The organism is Acinetobacter sp. YH12255, from assembly GCF_013417355.1.
Lineage (GTDB): Bacteria > Pseudomonadota > Gammaproteobacteria > Pseudomonadales > Moraxellaceae > Acinetobacter > Acinetobacter pseudolwoffii.
The window spans coordinates 19,276-35,539 of sequence record NZ_VPEC01000028.1 but is presented as its reverse complement, the minus strand read 5'-3'; the positions used below and the strand labels follow the sequence as shown (position 1 = coordinate 35,539).

14 protein-coding genes and 4 pseudogenes are annotated in these 16,264 nt (G+C 41.4%); 6 read left to right on the top strand and 12 right to left on the bottom strand.

Annotated features, from left to right (window positions below):
• From FTV30_RS11805 to FTV30_RS11785, 5 genes are all read right to left on the bottom strand, one after another.
• Nucleotides 1–140: transposase (locus FTV30_RS11805; RefSeq protein ID WP_151760684.1), on the bottom strand; the 140-nt coding region annotated here is incomplete at its 3' end.
• A 45-nt stretch (nt 141–185) separates the two neighbouring features.
• Nucleotides 186–359: a hypothetical protein gene (locus tag FTV30_RS11800; RefSeq protein WP_180001654.1), complete on the bottom strand. Its 174-nt coding sequence runs from the start codon at nt 357–359 to the stop codon at nt 186–188.
• Nucleotides 360–363: 4 nt separating this feature from the next.
• Nucleotides 364–1,659 carry a Y-family DNA polymerase gene (locus FTV30_RS11795; RefSeq protein WP_180001653.1) on the bottom strand — a complete coding sequence of 432 codons (1,296 nt, stop codon included), beginning with the start codon at nt 1,657–1,659 and terminating at the stop codon, nt 364–366.
• A gap of 14 nt (nt 1,660–1,673) precedes the next feature.
• A complete protein-coding gene (locus tag FTV30_RS11790) occupies nt 1,674–2,300 on the bottom strand; it encodes a LexA family transcriptional regulator (RefSeq protein WP_000038641.1) in 627 nt (208 codons plus the stop codon).
• A gap of 111 nt (nt 2,301–2,411) precedes the next feature.
• Complete coding sequence (locus FTV30_RS11785; protein ID WP_005245165.1) at nt 2,412–3,053, bottom strand: SOS response-associated peptidase; 642 nt, start codon at nt 3,051–3,053, stop codon at nt 2,412–2,414.
• A gap of 238 nt (nt 3,054–3,291) precedes the next feature.
• On the opposite strand from FTV30_RS11785, the gene FTV30_RS11780 reads away from it, so the two are divergent.
• The 3 genes and pseudogenes from FTV30_RS11780 to FTV30_RS11770 form a co-directional block, all read left to right on the top strand.
• A complete protein-coding gene (locus FTV30_RS11780; RefSeq protein WP_000364662.1) occupies nt 3,292–3,720 on the top strand; it encodes a transposase in 429 nt (142 codons plus the stop codon).
• Nucleotides 3,717–4,052: an IS66 family insertion sequence element accessory protein TnpB gene (gene tnpB / locus FTV30_RS11775; protein ID WP_000618090.1), complete on the top strand. Its 336-nt coding sequence runs from the start codon at nt 3,717–3,719 to the stop codon at nt 4,050–4,052. The genes FTV30_RS11780 and tnpB overlap by 4 nt, the downstream gene beginning before the upstream one ends.
• A 74-nt stretch (nt 4,053–4,126) precedes the next feature.
• Nucleotides 4,127–5,599, top strand: a pseudogene (locus tag FTV30_RS11770) (IS66-like element ISAba17 family transposase); the annotation flags it as partial.
• A 6-nt stretch (nt 5,600–5,605) separates the two neighbouring features.
• On the opposite strand, the gene FTV30_RS11765 reads toward FTV30_RS11770, so the two are convergent.
• The 5 genes and pseudogenes from FTV30_RS11765 to FTV30_RS11750 all read right to left on the bottom strand — a co-directional run bounded on the left by FTV30_RS11765 (nt 5,606) and on the right by FTV30_RS11750 (nt 10,604).
• A protein-coding gene (locus tag FTV30_RS11765) for an IS3 family transposase (protein ID WP_180001652.1) occupies nt 5,606–6,765 on the bottom strand; the annotation gives its coding sequence in 2 pieces (ribosomal slippage) (nt 5,606–6,531 and nt 6,531–6,765; 1,161 coding nt in all).
• Nucleotides 6,766–6,839: 74 nt separating this feature from the next.
• Nucleotides 6,840–6,914 (bottom strand): annotated as a pseudogene (locus tag FTV30_RS16515) (hypothetical protein); the annotation flags it as partial.
• 290 nt (nt 6,915–7,204) lie between these two features.
• Nucleotides 7,205–8,791, bottom strand: a complete 1,587-nt coding sequence (locus FTV30_RS11760; RefSeq protein ID WP_180001651.1) for a sensor domain-containing diguanylate cyclase — start codon at nt 8,789–8,791, stop codon at nt 7,205–7,207.
• A gap of 109 nt (nt 8,792–8,900) precedes the next feature.
• On the bottom strand, nt 8,901–9,800 hold the full coding sequence (locus FTV30_RS11755) for a ParB/RepB/Spo0J family partition protein (RefSeq protein WP_005093722.1): 900 nt from the start codon (nt 9,798–9,800) through the stop codon (nt 8,901–8,903).
• Between the two features lie 18 nt (nt 9,801–9,818).
• Nucleotides 9,819–10,604: a ParA family protein gene (locus FTV30_RS11750; protein ID WP_035337428.1), complete on the bottom strand. Its 786-nt coding sequence runs from the start codon at nt 10,602–10,604 to the stop codon at nt 9,819–9,821.
• Nucleotides 10,605–11,507: 903 nt separating this feature from the next.
• Between FTV30_RS11750 and FTV30_RS11745 the strand changes: the two genes are divergently transcribed.
• From FTV30_RS11745 to bioD, 3 genes and pseudogenes are all read left to right on the top strand, one after another.
• On the top strand, nt 11,508–12,677 hold the full coding sequence (locus FTV30_RS11745) for a replication initiation protein (RefSeq protein ID WP_180001650.1): 1,170 nt from the start codon (nt 11,508–11,510) through the stop codon (nt 12,675–12,677).
• A 444-nt stretch (nt 12,678–13,121) separates the two neighbouring features.
• Nucleotides 13,122–13,310: pseudogene (locus FTV30_RS16350) on the top strand (hypothetical protein); the annotation flags it as partial.
• Between the two features lie 452 nt (nt 13,311–13,762).
• Nucleotides 13,763–14,209 (top strand): annotated as a pseudogene (gene bioD, locus FTV30_RS11740) (dethiobiotin synthase); the annotation flags it as partial.
• On the opposite strand, the gene FTV30_RS11735 reads toward bioD, so the two are convergent.
• The gene (locus tag FTV30_RS11735) at nt 14,187–15,569 is read right to left on the bottom strand and encodes an ATP-binding protein (protein WP_180001649.1); all 1,383 of its coding nucleotides are present in this window, start codon (nt 15,567–15,569) and stop codon (nt 14,187–14,189) included. The pseudogene bioD and the gene FTV30_RS11735 overlap by 23 nt on opposite strands.
• Nucleotides 15,562–16,236 carry a response regulator transcription factor gene (locus FTV30_RS11730; RefSeq protein WP_005093734.1) on the bottom strand — a complete coding sequence of 225 codons (675 nt, stop codon included), beginning with the start codon at nt 16,234–16,236 and terminating at the stop codon, nt 15,562–15,564. Before FTV30_RS11730 ends, FTV30_RS11735 begins: the two co-directional genes overlap by 8 nt.
• Between the last annotated feature and the right edge of the window lie 28 nt (nt 16,237–16,264).

Genomic DNA, 16,264 nt, shown 5'->3' with positions numbered 1-16,264 from the left:
AATCCATGTTGCAAAGCGACCGAAGCAATTGAAACGTCCGGTGCTTTACAAGCCTGAACGATCTGCTGTTTAAATTCAGCACTGTATGTTCTTCGTTTTTTCGCAAGAGATGCGATGGATGTCTGGTGATTTGTAGTCATAAATTTTAGTCCCCACTTGTTTTTAAGTGGGGACTAAATTAAGGCTTATAGGATGAATTCATAAGGTGTGTTCAGCGGACGCTTACGTTCAAACTTATCCTCACTATCAAATACATAGACCATATTCTTGCCTTCATGTTCAGGTGGAGTAGGTGGTACAAATCGTTTCGGGATAAGAATTTGTGCGAGTTGTTCGTCAGTTAATTTAAATAAGTGCATGTTTTTATCCTACTCTTGGTAAGTCAGACCATTTGGTTAAATACGAAGGTGATCTAAGGTTTTGATTCATGTGCCATGTGGCTTCTTTATTGTTGGCAATGCCTAGCGTGACGAGATTCTTCCCAAACCGTTCACTGATGGCTTCGATGGCATCTGAAAGCCTTTCTCGCTCTTGCTTATGTGAATAGTCCGTGAATAGATCGGGCACAAACTTGGATTGATCTGTAATTTCGAGCAGCACGATTCCCGCCTTTTTATACTTAAAGCCTTTCTTAAATATCTGATCGATGCCTTTCATCGCGGCCTTGGTGATGAGCAGTAGATCATCCGTATGCTCATGCATTTGAACGACGATGTAAGGCGAGTAGCGCTCTGTATTATCAAAGCGACTGGTTTGGATATACACGCCGATCATCTTGCAGATTGAGCCATCTTCCCGCATTCGTTTCACGGCTCTGGCCACATAAAGCCGAACCGAAGCTTTAATGTCATCCATTTCATACACTGGGTTGCCATATGAACGGCTGCTGATGATTTGCTTCTTCGCTACAGTATCATCACTAAGGTCAATACAAGAAAGGCCCTGTAGCTCAAGCACCGTCTTTTCCATCACGATACTAAACTGCTTTTTGATTTCTTTAGGATTGGCATTGATCAGATCCAGCACAGATTGAACACCCATAGTATTGAGCTTCTTACAGTTCTGTCTGCCTACGCCCCAAACCTCAGACACATCAACCTGCGCGAGTAGCGTTTCTGTAGAGCATGGGTCCATATGGGCCAGATTACAGACCCCATTGAAGAACTTGTTTTTCTTGGCGAGATGATTGGCAATCTTGGCTTCGGTTTTAGAGCGACCAATTCCAATACAGCAGGGTAGGCCTAACGAACGCCAAGCCTTAGCCCTCATGTCTTGAGCATATACAGTCAGGTCAAATAGATGCTCGTAAGCTGTGAGCTTCAGAAAGCATTCATCAATGGAATAGACCTCTTGATCTCCTGGTGCAACATAGTCCCCAAGCAGCTCCATAAAGCGCTTGGACATTTCGCCATATAAGGAGAAATTACTGGATAGCACCTGAATGTTATGTTGTTTGATCAGCTCTTTAATTTGGAATACAGGAACACCCATCTTGATGCCTAAGTCTTTCGCTTCCTGGCTTCTGGCCACGGCACAGCCGTCATTGTTGCTGAGCACAATGGTTGGGCGATCATTCAAGGCAGGATTAAACACACGCTCACACGAGACGTAGCAATTATTCACGTCGACTAACGCGAATATTTCATTTTCACTTTGCATGGTTATTCTTCTTTTTATGAGCGGTGATAAATACGCTTTAAATTAAAAGTCACCACACCCCAGATTGATATGGTCTGACTATCATCAGGAATGATGTGATTGTAATTCGAATTTTCAGCCTTCAACCAAAGTTCTGGAAGCGGATAATCTTCATCTCCAAATATTTCTTTGATTTCAGACTTGGACATCTTATTGGTGATCATCAGCCGCTTAATGGTCGAGGCATTGTCATCAATCAGGGCAACCACGATATCGTAATGCTTGGCTTCAATACTGCGATCAATAATGATTGGATCATTAATCTCTAGGCCAGCATCGAGCATGGATTCACTGTCTACATAGGCAATAAAAGTAGAAATAGGGTTGTGAATCAGGAACTCATTCAGATCGAGTGCTTTGTCTTGCTCATCCTTGGTGCTGAAGGCCGGACCTGCAGGAATACGCTCTAAAGAGACGGGAATAGATACTTTGGATTTGGGTAGGACAGCAGTAAGCCCTAATTTTTCAACAAGCTCATTTTGAACAGCGATTTGTTCAAGCACGGTGTTGATGGTAGGACTTGGTTTACCCTCTGGACCCATGAGCTCTTGTAAAGATGACCATGCGTCGTCAGAGAAGTAAATAGGCAACTTCTTAGACATGAGATACTCCTACGCTACGAGGCGTGTTTGGAAGTAGAATTTGTTTAAATAGGATATTACTAACAGCGTTTAAAATTCAAATTTAAAAAGTTGTGGATAAACAAGGATGCGTCAGAATAAGACGTTTTGTTTCTGCTCATCGCGTGGAAATGTGACGAATTCATCGGGCATTTGAAAGAAATATTCATGCGCATGTTCATGATCGGCTGTTAGCCAGTCTTTTCTGTACTGTTCTGGAATAACGATGATGGATCGCTTCTCATCCTTCGGTGCATGGAATTGTTTCATAAAAGGGTGATGGTCCGAATTGATGGTCAACATTGAAAAGGAACGTACCTTATTGCCATTAATCACTGCATCATCATAGATCCCTGCAACAGTAAAAGGCTGATCATCTTTACGCTTGATGGTGTACCAGTGTGGCTTGTCATTGATGTATTTCGGCTCATAAAATTCTTGTACTGGGACTAGGCAGAACTTGCTGTACTTCCAAGCATGTCGAAAGCTAGGCTTATCTGCTACAGACTCAGTTCTGGCGTTATAAGTATGACTGCTGAACTTCAATTCTTTCGCCCAGCTCGGTAGTAATCCAAACTTTGCAATATCAAGCTCTAAGTGATCTGAGCCGTTCAGAATGATTGGAGCATGATAGGAAGGGAATACATGATCCTTAAGCTCAAGATCAAACTGGCTTGTATCGACACCTAAGAGTGTCAAATTTCTTTTATTTGGAAATAGGTAATTTGAGCACATAGCCTGATCACATAACTAAAGAATTTCTCTGAAATTGTATACGATGCTTTATGGAACACATGGGATTTATGGTGTCAGTTCAAGTAGGCTATATGAAAAAAGTCATGATGGGGCAAGTTACATTTTCAGTTAAAGTATGACTTATGGGATGCAAAACGTAAGCGTCCGCTGAACCCCACTTTTTCTAACTCATTAATACCGCGATAGTGTCCACTTAAATTTAAGTGGACACCTATTTATGGATTTAAAGACAGTTATAGACAGTGCACCAACGCTAAAAAAGCCCCGTCGAACCTTCACAGCTGAATTTAAACATCAACTTATTCAGCAATGCCAGCAGCCAGATACATCAGTGGCCAAGGTAGCAATGCAACATCAGATCAATGCCAATCTGCTACATAAATGGATTCGTCAGTCCAGATCAATGCCCCCTGCATTAAAAACCCCATCCATTCCACAGACTGACTTTCTTCCGGTCATTCTTCACCCGACTCCAGTCAAACAAGAAGCACCTCTACCACCTGTGCCAGAGAAGAAAGCTGTCGCTCATATCAGGATTCCATTACATGAGGCACCAAGTTCCGCAAGGGATCAGATGATCGAGATCGACTGGCCGGTGGAGTCAGTAACTGAATTACTGTTGCTGATCCAGGGTTTGACTCAATGATTCGTATTGATGAGATCTGGTTGTCTACCCAGCCGATGGACATGCGTGCAGGGATGGATACAGCCATGGCTCAGGTGCTGAGAGCCTTTGGCTACATCAAACCGCATTGCGCTTACCTGTTCTGTAATAAGCGTGGCCATCGTATGAAAGTGCTGGTGCATGATGGACTGGGTATCTGGCTGTGTGCCCGGCGGCTGGAACAGGGGAAATTCCACTGGGCTAAAGTTCACCAGGGTGAAAGTATGGCGATCAGCCCGGAGCAGTTACAGGCACTGATCCAGGGTTTGCCCTGGCAAAGAATCGGACTGCAGCAAGTGGTAACAATGCTCTAAACCAGGCTCATCCATTCTGCTATTCTCCAAACGTTCTATTTCCTCTGCATCATGACCTCAGGCATACTGCGGTCATGAATACGCTGCCTGATTTAAGCCAACTGACCCATGAACAACTGCTGGAATTTACCAGACAGTTGGCGATGCAGCATCAGTCTCTGGCACAATCTAAACAACAACTGGAACAATCAAATCAGCAATTAGATGCCAGAGTTCAACATCTTGAAGTCACCAATCAGCAATTAGATTCTAAAGTTCAACATCTTTCTATTCTCAATCAAAAATACGAGCATGAGCTTGCACTATTTAAACAGCATAAATTCGGCAGTAAAAACGAACATCTAACCGCAAAACAAATCCATCTCTGGGATGAAGCGGTTGAAGAAGATATTGCAGCGGTTGATCTGGAACTGGAACGACTGAATGCAGATAAAACCAATGCAGCTGCACAGAAAGCCCCAGTCAACAAACCTAAACGTCGGCTGTTGCCAGATCATCTACACACCCTCCGTATTGAGCATGAACCTGAATCAACACAATGCAGTTGTGGCTGTACCTTGCGTCGTATCGGTGAAGATGTCAGTGAAAAACTGAATTTCAGACCGGCACAGTTCTATAAGGAACAGCATGTGCGTGGTAAATGGGTCTGTGATCAGTGTGACACTCTGACTCAGCAAGCGATGCCAGCCTATGTGATTGATAAAGGCATTGCTTCACCTGAATTGCTTAGCCATGTGCTGGTGTCAAAGTATGCCGATCATTTGCCTTTGTACCGTCAACGTCAAATCTTTCTACGCGCAGGTGTTGATCTGTCTAGATCAACGTTATCTGACTGGATTGGCCGCTGTGGGGTGGAACTGGAACCTCTGGCCAATGCCTTAAAACAGGTGGTACTGCAACAGCAGGTGATCCATGCAGATGAAACACCGGTGACGGTCATGCAGATGGGTGAAAATGAGAAAAAGCCCAAAAAAGGTTATGTCTGGGCCTATGCCAGCACACAGTACAATCCAGTTCAGGCAGTGATCTATGACTTTCAAGATAGCCGTTCTGGCCAGCATGCTGAAGACTTCCTGAAAGGCTGGCAGGGTCATTTGGTCTGTGATGATGACAGTGGTTATAAAGCACGCTTTAGATCAGGTCAGGTCATTGAGGTGGGCTGCATGGCACATGCACGTCGTAAATTCCATGAACTACATGTGACCAAGAAAAGTCAGGTCGCTGAACAGGCATTAGTGCTGATTCAGAAATTATATGCGATAGAAGCAGAATTAAGAAAAAAGACGGATGGTACAGCGGAAGACCGCTGCGAATACCGACAACAGCATAGTCAACCGGTCATGCAACAACTATATGAATGGCTCAACCAACATCAGCTGACGGTGCCATCGAGTTCTCCAACCGCCCGGGCGATCAATTACAGCCTAAAACGTTGGACTGCTTTAAGCCGCTATCTGGATGATGGCAATCTACCCATTGACAATAATTGGATAGAGAACCAAATGCGTCCCTGGGCCTTGGGGCGTAAGAACTGGCTATTTGCAGGTTTGATCCTAGACAGTATCGTGGACAACCAGCCCCTCTAAATTCTTGAAATATTTCTGTTCAAAGGCTTCTGGACTTAACCAGCCATTTGCAGAATGCCTTCTGATTCGATTGTAGTAAACTTCAATATACTCAAACAAGATAGCATTTGCCTCTTTTCTCGTAGAAAATACACTGCCATGTACTACATGCCCCTTCAGCGTATGGAAGAAGCTTTCGGTCACTGCATTGTCCCAACAGTTTCCTCGTCTAGACATACTCTGAGTACAATCATTTTTCAGTAACAGCGCTCTAAAATCACGACTACAGTACTGTGAGCCTTGGTCCGAATGAACCATAACACCAGTTGGATAACCCTGACGAGCCATTGCATAATTAAACGCATCACACACCAATTGACGGTCTATTCGATAGCTGGTTTGCCAACCGACAATACGACGGCTGAATAGATCCAGCATCACACATAAATACAGCCAACCTTGCTTAGTACGGATATAGGTAATATCTGTTGTCCAGATCTTATTGGGTTCATTGACCGTAAATTGACGATCTAACAAGTTAGGTGCTGTAGGCAAACGATGGTTTGAATCAGTCGTATGCTTGTATTTACGTGCAATCCTGCTACGTAAACCAAGCTTTTTAAGCATTCTTCCAACGGTTCGTTCGCTCATGCTGTAACCTAAATCATGCATGTCATGTACCAATGAAGGTGCACCCAATCGTGCATGATGCTGCCAATATACGGCTTTTAAATCATTATATTTCTGCGCTAGATTGGTCTGGCGTTTTCGCCAGGCATAATAGCCTGAAGTGCTGACACCCAGGCATTTACAGGCAGAAGATACAGTGACTTCATTCACATCCAGATCTTGAATTACCGTGTACTTTTCTTGGCATGATCTGTCAGAAAGTACACATGCGCTTTTTTTAAGATGTCATTGACTTCCTTAAGCTGTTTGACTTCTTTCTCTAATTCCAAGATCCGCTGTTGTTCTGGTGAAAGTTGACGTTTGCTTGAACCTGCCGGATTGGTTTCACGAATCCATTTATCTAATGTTGAATAACCCACACCTAATTTCTGGGCGATTGCAGCTACAGACTCGTGTGAGTTTGAAAGTGCATAATCAATCGCTTGCTGTTTAAATTCGGGACTAAAACGTTTAGCCATTTCTTGAATCTCCAAAGATTAAAGTTACGTTATCTTTAGAGGGACGTGCTGTCCATTATTTTGTCTAGGATCACCCCCATGGTGCCGCGCAAAGTATTGGCAATATTCCAGAGTTGTTTTTGTAACTGTTGTAGTTGCACCTGGGTCATTGTTATAGAAGTCCAATTAAGTGAATCATTAATTAAATGATTTTACCTAAAATTCTAAATCATGCAGCAGTAAAAAGGAGGAAAAGGACATGAATTGTCGTGCTTAATTCACTTTATTTATCCATTAAAGCTCCCCAGACAGACCAATATGCCAAATTTTACCAGTGCATGCTCGGGCACAGACTGAAGCTGATCTCGATTAAAGCTCATGTAACTCCGCAAGGTCACTGTGCTGAACATGCTTGAGCAGAAAAAGATTTAAAAAAATCAATCCTGTTTGTGCCGACATTTTACTTGGCTAATTTTTGCGTCATACGAACACAGTTCCGCCCATTATTTTTCGCTTCATACAGCTTATTATCTGCCATTTTAAAAACCTGTTTGACGCTTACTGAATCTCTCGGACAGAATGCGATACCCACGGAAATGGTGATTTCTTCAACTCCTTCAATTTGACTTGCTTGCATACTCGTTCTGAGACGTTCGGCAGCATTGAAAGCAACCCGAATATCGGAGGTCATCATCAGTACGATAAACTCTTCCCCACCAGTGCGACAGCAGAGATCATGGCTTCTGAAATTTTTCTGCATTAAAAAAGCCAATCGCTTTAAAACCTCATCTCCGCGGTCATGTCCATAGCTATCGTTGATCTTTTTAAAGAAATCAATATCGATAGCGAGTACCGCAAAATGAGTACCCGTACTGATTAATTCATCCAGAAGATATTGCATGCCACGACGGTTATAAAGGCCAGTCAAGGGGTCAATATTGATATGTTGGCGTAATTCTGAGATCTTGTTATTAAATGTTTTGGAGCTCAAAAGTAGCGAGGCCCTAAACTTGAATACCTCAAAATACCAGGGATCAACCTGACTGATTTTATCCTGAATATCATTTCGATTTAACATACTGGCCATTTTCGCCAAACGATTCAGCGGCGAAGAAATAAATAGCGACATCCGCCAGACGATAAAGAAAATAAACAGATAAAAGATAAATATGCCAATAGAAACTTTTAAAATTAATTCATTGGCCTGTTTAAGAAGTTCATCCGTAGGTTGCTGTGAAACCACAATCCAGTTCACACTGGGAACATGTGCAAAACCGGCCAGGTTATCAATCCCCAAGCTATTCGTTAGACGGACGGATCCTTTCTTGTTTTCATTGATATAGTCAAGACCAGTATTATTTACAATTTTTTCGCCAATCCGACTCGAATCTGGATGGAAGATAATACGGTTCTGCTGATCAATCACATACATATAACTTTTTTTGAAATCAAATTGATTGAACAGCATTTCACTGATTAAATTATTCTTCTGCAGATAAATCGTACCGCTGATAAAGCCCTTATAATTTTGATTCACATCGTAAATAGGCTGTGATATCAACACAACCAGATTTTTTTTGCTTGACCAATAGGGTGCCGAAATATACGCCTTTTTGCTTTTAAGTGATCCAACAATACCCGCTGTATTATAGGGCGTGTGGAATTTTAGGTCTAATGATACTGGTGCATAAGCAAGTATCTGATTTTGCTGGCCCACCATAAAAACACTGTTAAAGTTATTCGACTGGTTTTTGAGCCGTTTGACTTCAGCCTGTCGCAGTGGCGTATTGTAAAAGTTTTGCCCTAATTGCTGAGCACTATACTGCAACTCCTGCAACATATTACTGACATCACGATTCACCCCCATCGCAATCTTGGCTGCGTATTTTTCATTTATAGAGAGTGAATTCTGAATTAGTTGCTGTTTAACCACATAATTCAGAATAAACAGGCTAATCACAAATAAAAAGGAAACGCTGAGGATCGTTGAAATCAGAATCAGCTTGCGTAAATTCAGATTCAAAGATAAAAGTATTTTATATAACAACTGAGCCCCCAGGTACCTTAGGTTGTATTACTCTATTTAATGTAACTTGAAATCCTCTCCGACCTAAATTGAAAAAAGCACTGTAGCAAGTTGCTACAGTGCCTTCATTTTATTTTTTCAGCATTTTTTTCAGCAAATTTTCCAGCTCTTGTAAATTTTGCTCATCAAATTCACTCATTTTTAATGACACTTTTAAAATGTTGTGATCAAACTTAATATTCCCTGCGACTTTTCCATCATATTCAATTTTATGCACGATTGACGTTTTAATTGGCTCTTTGTTTTCTTTCGACTTTAAAATTTTTTCTGCCAATAAGGCCAGTTTTGTTTGCTCAACTTCTTTTTTCAGTAATTTCGCCCAAGCTTCTAGCAGTGCTTTTTTAGCATTACTGTAATTCTCTTCATAATCTGAAAGAAACTTTTTCACAGCTGTGGCGGCAGTGCGTGCCAACAATGTCGGTTGTTGTTCTAAATCGGCAATCAGTTCTTTCGGTAATTTTTCGAAAGATAGATATTTATACATATCCTCTCGATTCATGCCTAATGATTTTGCCAGCTTTTGCTTGTTCTTTTTTAATTTCTCATCCAGAGAACTCAGACCGACATAAATTTCATAATCTGTTAAGTCTTCCCGTTTTAAATTCTCAGCCAAGGTTAACAGTGCAACTTCTTCATCTGATGCATCGATGACAATCACTTCAATGGTGTTTTTATTGAGAATTTGATGCGCTTTCAAGCGTCGTTCACCTGCAATTAACTCATATTTGTCCTGTACTCGCCGAACTGCAATCGGCTGCAATAATCCAATCTCCTCAATCGAGGCTGCTAAATCTTCAATATCTTGCTGATTGAATATTTTTCGTGGCTGATTGGGACTAGGTTGAATGTCTGTAATTTGGACATTACGACGTAATTCTTTCACATCGTTGACATGCTCTTGCTGAGCTTGTTGATGCTTTTGAGTATTTTGCTGAAGACGTTGTGCCAACAATTCTTTTGTACTTACCATAGGATTCTCAGAGTGCCTTTATTCAACACGATTGATGATTTCTTTCGCTAAATCTTGGAACGCTTTACGAACTTTAGAATTTTTATCTACGCGCAACAATGGCTGTTGTAAAATTGCTGCTTGATTGACTTTCGTACTCATTGGAATGGTCGTTTTTAACAATTCGCCGACCTGGCTTAAAGCTTCATCTCGTATCAGTTTACAGACGTTTTGACGTTCATCATGTTTAATCAGCAAAGCACCTAACAGTTTCAATTCGGGATTGACCCGTCTTATTTTACTTAAATGGTTAATTAAGTCAGTGACACCATATAGGCCATATTGTGAACCGGATTCAATCGGCACCATAACATGGGTAGATGCAGCCAAGGCATTACTGGTCAGAAGTTTTAGGCTTGGAGGACAGTCAATCAGGATGAAATCATATAATCCGTTTAATAATTCCAACTTGTTAGAGAGCTCTTCAGAGGGTCTTGGGGCATCATCTTTAAGTTGGTCTTCTGTTTTACCTAAAGTAAGTGAACCATAAATTAAAGAAACATTTTTAAAATTGGTTTCTTCTTGTAAGGCATCAGACAATAGGTTCAAATCACCTACCAGTAATTCAGCAGAAGTGGTTTCAACCTCACTCGGATGTCTTAATCCGATATGTAAACTTGCATTGGCTTGTGGATCTAAATCAATCACCAATACTTTATGCCCCAAGTCTGCTAGCTCTGCAGCCAGATGAACAACCGTGGTGGTCTTCCCGCAACCACCTTTATGGTTTGCTACAGCAATAATTTTAGTCGATTTATTTGTCATATCAGACCCCATTCGAATGATCCTAATATAGTGGAACTTGTAGCAACTTGCTACACTTTATTTGAATGATATTAAAGTACGAATCAATATCGGCTAACAAAGAAAACAAATTAAAGTTTTATATAAAATATAGCTAGCTAATTATAATTAGTATTAATTAATATAATTAAGTAATTATAATTAGGACAATTTTTCCCTTTTTAAAACAATATCTTACGTCTTTAAAGGTGGAAGGTTTGTCACCGAAAAGTGGAAGGTTTGTCACTGAAAGGTGGAAGACTTGTCACTGAAAGGTGGAAGACTTGTCACTGAAAGGTGGAAGAGCTGTCACTGAAAGGTGGAAGACTTGTCACTATGGTGGAAGACTTGTCACTGGTTTAAAAAAAAACATGAAATTAAGTTATAAAAATATTTAAATTCAAAACTTTAATCTGTTGATAAGTATCATGATCTGACTTTAAAGGTGGAAGACTTGTCACGCTTATTTTTATACTTGTGGATAAGTTATGTTTTCCCTTTAAAAATTGCAAAAAAAAGTCCGATTTAGTACTTGATTCTCTCTAAAGGTGGAAGCTTTGTCACTGAAAAGTGCTAAACCAAATGATTTTTTCACTTATAACGGTATTTTTGGCCACAAAAAAATGCAAAGAAAACGATTTAAGCTCTTCTCAGTTGATAAAAGTGGAAAGCTTGTCACTAATAAGTGGAAATTTTTTCAAAGTTTCCACCTTTGGGTTAAGGATTAGGCTAAATCTAAAAAAATGATGACATGCTTTCCACTCTTGATCTTTAGCACATCCTTTTAAAGGGATAAGCACTTAAAGTGAATCTGTAAGGTGAAGATGTTGAATGTTATTCCACTTTTATGTATAAATAGGGGGAATAACTTTTAATTTTTCACTTATGAGCGATTTTAACGAAAAACAAGAAATAGAATATTTACCTTATTGTATCGGCAATATTCGACAGAATGGAGTGGTGAGTACCAGTAACCGCTTAATTCGCCCTATTGAATTGTCTTCTAATGAATATAAGGCACTGCTTTATGCAATGGCGGTTGCAAACTATGGTGAAAAAAATAACCAAGATCGTGAAATTACCGAGAAAACCTATATCTATCTGCATAAAGAAGATTTGGGGGAATTGTTAGGACTCAATAAGAAGAATTCCATTAATGTGGCTATTGACCGGATTTATAGGGAACTTTCATCTCGGGTTGCTCATTTTGTAATTGAAGAGCCTGTAGATGACGTCAAGCGTAAAGTAAAAAAAGTCCATTCTGTGGTACCGATTATCCGGGAACTGCGCTGGGAAGATGATGCCAAAAATGCCTTGCAGATTCGCTTTACCAGTGAAGTGCTGCCTTACTTCACCCGTCTGGCCAGTGGGAATTTTACCACTTACCAGTTGAAAGATTTATTTGCTTTAGACTCTGTCACAAGTATGAGTCTATATTCTTATATTGTTAAAAATGAATTTAAGTATGCGAATCTCGACACCTATGAAGTTGAACTCACCTTAGAGAATTTAAAAGCGTTGATTGACATCGGTGAAAAAAAATATGACCGTTGGGTAGATTTTAGGCGTTATATTCTGGATAAAATTGTTGAAGAAATTAATACTAAAACCAGTTTGCAGCTAGAATATGACACTATTAAGAAAGGCCGTCCTATTGTGGGTGTGCGGTTTAAAATTATGAGTGGAGATACTGAAGCGGCTCTCCCGCAATTTAACGAAAAAACTCAAATCTATCTGGATGTAGATTTTGATGATAATGCCATCGTGAAAGAGCTGGGGGCAAAGTTTGATATGACCGTACGTTCCTGGTATATCTATGCCAATGATCCGAATTATACGCAGTTCAGCAAGTGGTTTAAGACCGAAGGCTGTTTAACCGATTCTCAGGCGAATGTTATTGTGAACGATATTATGTTTCAAATGGATTTTGCTGTGGCCGGTGCATCCATGAATGATTTCAAGAAAGAGATGAAATATAAGCTCAAAAATGATCCGACTTTTGTTCAGGAAAATCGCGAGCGTTTGAATGAGATTTTTGGTAAAGAAATTATTTAAAAAGTGTAGCAAATTGCTACAGCGCATTGAAAATATTCCGGGTGAATGATTTTTTTTTGCATGTCTGACATTTTTCGCAAATAACTAGAATATTTCTGGTACATCTTTTTAGTGAGATTAGCGGGCGCTCATTGGGAAAATGTCGCAGTTCGGACTTGCTACATCTTGTCTAAAATACAAGTGAAAATACCTAAATTCTGAATATCTAAAAAGTGTAGTAAGTTGCTACACTTTTTTCTTGGGGTCAAAAACTTACTATTATTCACGCCATAATCCCACGAAAAACTATGTCTTTTGCCACCTTCTTACGATGGCATGATTGAAAATTTTAGGCGAAATCACTGGATTAATGAGTTCGTGATTTGGACTGTCATAATCATGCCCAGGTGCAACAGCTACAAAAAGTCTGGAATATTGCCAATACCTTGACTGGCATCATAGAGGGAGAATTTGAAGCCAGAGACGATAAAAAATGTACTGGAATATTACGAGTTCTCCAAGCATTTGTTGCGTAAGGAAGAACTTAAAGACTCGCCAAATTATAAGGTGAAGCTATTTGAACGGGATAATGTGTTTAAACATCTGCTGATTAGAACACAGCAGTTGATTGAAAAGTTTTATGTGGAGTTTTAAAAACAGCCCGTGATGTGATCCGGGACAGGATGGGATCATGTTACAGCAGTGAATGATTATCTGGAGGCATCTCAGTTCATGGATTTAACTGAAGGTATCAGCGCTTATGTCAGTTGAAAGACTCCTTCGATTTACAGGAATTTTGCCAGCCATATAGTGTCTAAAAGCAATCGATTGACTTATGCCAACGGAAAAAGAAAGTAAATAGTAACAGCTCAAAGAGGCATGATGCCTCCTTATTTATTTTGTATGCTAAATAGCCTAAGTATGACAGGCCATTACTCAAATAGAAGAAAAGATTTTAGCAGTGATTCAGTGCAATGACCGGGATTTATCATATAGAACGGAGCAAAAAGGGACTTGTGAAAGCGTACCAGTAATCACTTCTATTTTTTTGAGCTTATTTAACAACATCCTCAATTATTTTTTAAATTAAGTTGCACTCAGGTGGCAAGCTGACCATGCCAGAAATCTTTAGCTATCCGGCCTCACCGCATCTGGCATCTGAACTGGATCGGCGTTCAATCGATTTCGAAAAAATTCAGCAGGCAGCCACTATACTGGCCGAGCGTTATGACCGGGTTCTGCTTGAAGGAGCGGGTGGATTAATGGTGCCGCTGACCCGGGACATGCTGACGATCAATTATATTGCAGCGCATCACTACCCTGTCATTCTGGTGACTTCAGGCCGTCTGGGCAGTATTAATCATACTCTACTGAGTCTGGAGCTACTCAAACAACGTGAAGTCACGCTTTATGCTGTGGCATTTAACCATGCTGATGACCACCAGGATCAAACGATTGCGATGGATACCATTCAATATTTAAAGGAGTATCTGACCCGGTATTTTCCAACAGCCGTATGGCTGGATATCCCTAAGCTTGCATGTCACGCTTAGACATGCCGTACTTTATTTCAATGCTGAGCCCACCATAGGGTCGACGGGCATTGAAAGAGAGCTGATAGCCATATTGTTTTAACAGGTTAGCAGTTAATGCCAGTCCTAAACCATGGCCATGCTGCTGAGCAGATTTGCGCCAGAAGCGTTGTCCTAAATGTTGAATATCTTCTGCTGTAAGTTGCTGGCCATTATCTTCAATCACCAGGCAACCAGACTGCATGGAAATCCAAATCTGTTCAGCCTGTGCATGCAGCAGTGCATTCTCAAGCAGATTTTTCAGTACGGTATACAGCACAAATTCAGGTAGCTGAATTTCGCCTAGACTTTCCCATTTCACCTGTATTTTTTTGTTCATTTCTGGATAGCGTGTACCTAAGTCTGCAAGAACTTTCTCAAGTGTGGGGCGAAGCCAGATGGCCTCAGTCATTTCCTGGAGACTGTTTTCTGATTGGGTCAGCAATAAAAGCTGCTCGAGTAATAGTGTATAACGCCGGATACTCTCATTGGCCTGCTGCAAATTGTGCTGAATGGATTCAGGCAGGTTCTGCTGCTGACCGATCAGCTGTGCCAGTTGTACATGGGTTTTAATTGCGGTCAGGGGACTGCGTAATTCATGTGCAGCATAGGCACTAAAGGCTTTCTCCTGTTGCAGACTGTCATTGAGTTTCTGAATCAACTGCGTGGAATTGTTGACAAAAGGCTGTACTTCTTGGGGAATGCTTGCAGGCTTGAGCTGCATTAAAAAATCTGCCGCCTCTGAATAGCTAAAGTTTTTCTGGTTCAGGTATTGACTGAGCTGATCCAAAGACCGGAACTGTCTGCGGATAATAAAGATGATCAGGGCAATACAGATTAGCAGTGAGAAGACCAAGGGAACCAGTACGGACTGTAGAATCTGCTGTAGTAAGGTATCCCTCAAGAACATACGTTCTGCCGCCACCACCTGAATATCACCACGACGCAGGACATAACTGCGCCATTCCGTATCACCCTGCTGCCAGGTGCTGAATCCTTCTGGTCGCTGGCTTAAATTTTGGGGGGCACCGCGTGTTTTGGCAATGACCTGATTATCTAACGAGATGTCAGAGCTAAAAAGAGAGACTTCACAGGCAATTAACTGGTTTGCATCATCATTCTTGGCTAATTTGGATAAGGTTGCATCCCCCAGACTATCCAGCGGTAGCTGCTGAATCAGCCGGGCAACCATTTGCGCAGATGCCGATAGGCGTTGATCCAGCGTGTCTTGTAAACGTTGTTTCAGGTCAATATACAGCCATGAAAATACCGCACTCCACAGCACAATAAACACGGCCAAAAGACTCATGGCCAAACGCCATTTCAAGCTGTGCTTAAACATGACGATGCTCAAACGGTTTGAAAATATAGCCCACACCACGAACGGTCTGAATCAAGTCTGGATGTAGTTTTTGTCTCAGGTGATAAATGTGTACATTCAGGGCATTGCTCTCGATAGCGTCCTGAAAACCATAGAGCTTGTCAATAAGCTGTTCATTTTTCAGGATCTGGTTGGGGTGGCTCATCAGGGTTTCCAGCAGGCTGAATTCACGGCGAGATAAACTCACGGCCTGGTCTTGGTAGGTCACAGTCTGGGTATCCCGATTCAGAACCAGGTCATCAAATTGCAGTGTATTCGAGGCAAAGCCGCGGTGGCGACGGGTGAGGGCATGAATCCGGGCAATCAGTTCCTCCAGCTCAAAGGGTTTGGTCAGGTAGTCATCGGCACCGGCATTCAGGGCCTGAACACACTGATCGGTCCGCAGCCGTGCCGTCAATACCAGTACCGGGAGATCAATCTGGTCGCGTCGCCAGCTGTGCAGCAAGTCCAGGCCATCCTGATCCGGCAGGCCTAAATCCAGTAAACACAAATCGACAGCACTATGCCGGATAAAATAATCTGCAGCACGTGCGTGACTGACATGCTCCACTGAAATATTCAGATAGTTCAGAGCAGCACAAATGCTCTGTGCGATATAGGGATCATCCTCAACCAATACAATAAACATAGAACATCCTGATCAAACTGCCATTATT

What these genes read in the sequence shown, in the direction of transcription:
- FTV30_RS11800 (WP_180001654.1), bottom strand. Translation starts at nt 359, where the DNA reads ATGCACTTATTTAAATTAACTGACGAACAACTCGCACAAATTCTTATC.
- FTV30_RS11730 (WP_005093734.1), bottom strand. Translation starts at nt 16,236, where the DNA reads ATGTTTATTGTATTGGTTGAGGATGATCCCTATATCGCACAGAGCATT.
- FTV30_RS11780 (WP_000364662.1), top strand. Translation starts at nt 3,292, where the DNA reads ATGGATTTAAAGACAGTTATAGACAGTGCACCAACGCTAAAAAAGCCC.
- FTV30_RS11735 (WP_180001649.1), bottom strand. Translation starts at nt 15,569, where the DNA reads ATGTTTAAGCACAGCTTGAAATGGCGTTTGGCCATGAGTCTTTTGGCC.
- FTV30_RS11755 (WP_005093722.1), bottom strand. Translation starts at nt 9,800, where the DNA reads ATGGTAAGTACAAAAGAATTGTTGGCACAACGTCTTCAGCAAAATACT.
- tnpB (WP_000618090.1), top strand. Translation starts at nt 3,717, where the DNA reads ATGATTCGTATTGATGAGATCTGGTTGTCTACCCAGCCGATGGACATG.
- FTV30_RS11745 (WP_180001650.1), top strand. Translation starts at nt 11,508, where the DNA reads ATGAGCGATTTTAACGAAAAACAAGAAATAGAATATTTACCTTATTGT.
- FTV30_RS11790 (WP_000038641.1), bottom strand. Translation starts at nt 2,300, where the DNA reads ATGTCTAAGAAGTTGCCTATTTACTTCTCTGACGACGCATGGTCATCT.
- FTV30_RS11785 (WP_005245165.1), bottom strand. Translation starts at nt 3,053, where the DNA reads ATGTGCTCAAATTACCTATTTCCAAATAAAAGAAATTTGACACTCTTA.
- FTV30_RS11750 (WP_035337428.1), bottom strand. Translation starts at nt 10,604, where the DNA reads ATGACAAATAAATCGACTAAAATTATTGCTGTAGCAAACCATAAAGGT.
- FTV30_RS11795 (WP_180001653.1), bottom strand. Translation starts at nt 1,659, where the DNA reads ATGCAAAGTGAAAATGAAATATTCGCGTTAGTCGACGTGAATAATTGC.